This is a genomic window from Streptomyces sp. SPB074, from assembly GCF_000154905.1.
GTDB lineage: Bacteria > Actinomycetota > Actinomycetes > Streptomycetales > Streptomycetaceae > Streptomyces.
Genome location: NZ_GG770539.1, coordinates 1,069,894 through 1,070,669, shown reverse-complemented (window position 1 = coordinate 1,070,669; position 776 = coordinate 1,069,894). Strand labels below are relative to the sequence as shown.

Below are 776 nucleotides of genomic sequence, written 5' to 3'. Positions count from 1 at the left end.
TGGGGGCCGGGGGAGAGCGGTACGGGGCGCGAGCGGCCGGGAGGCGTCTTTGGGGGGGCGCGCGATCCGTCCGGCAGCGCGCCCCCACCCCGGTTCAGCCGCCGAGCAGGCGGCGCCAGCGGCTCGCGCGGGTGCGCTGGTGCCACGCCTCGAAGGAGTTCACCCGGTGCGGGCCGCCCGCCGCGAGTTCCGCCCTGAGCGCGGCCAGGTGGGCGCGCGACGCGGACCGCAGGGCGGGGCGCAGCACCCCGTCCAGGAGTGCCGCGCTCGTCGCCTCCCAGGCGGGGCCCGCGCCCGGGTGGGCCGTCCAGTCGACGAAGCAGCCCGCCGCCGTCGCCGGTTCGGCCCGCAACCGCTCCCCGAAGGCGGGCTGTCCGGCGGCGTGCTCGTAGGCGGCGAGGAGATCCGGGTCGCCGGAGCGCACGAGCCCGTACAGCTCGCCCTCCGGGCTGCCCGGCTGCCGCAGCACCGCGCCGCCGGTGACCGCGTACGCGTGGGCGAGCAGCCCGGGTGTCTCCGCGGCCCTTCCCGACTCCCGCAGCGCGATGACCTGTTCGGCCCAGTCGGTGCCGCGTCCCTCGGCGATGTCCGCGGTCAGTTCGAGCAGCCGCAGCCGGGCGCGGGTCAGCGGGCCGAGTTCGGCGGGGAAGGAGCGGAACAGGTGGGCGGCGAGGGCGCGCCCGGCCGCCGCGTCCGCCGCCGTGCCCGTACCGCCGCGCTCCGCCGCCGCGACCGCCTCGCGCCAGGTCCCCGCCGCGCGATGGCTGTCGGAGTCG

General features: G+C 79.6%; 1 protein-coding gene. It reads right to left on the bottom strand.

Annotated features, from left to right (window positions below; genetic code table 11):
* Nucleotides 1-94: 94 nt before the first annotated feature.
* Nucleotides 95-776 (bottom strand): GTPase-associated protein 1-related protein (locus SSBG_RS04390; RefSeq protein ID WP_037868923.1); only part of this gene is annotated, 682 nt, incomplete at its 5' end.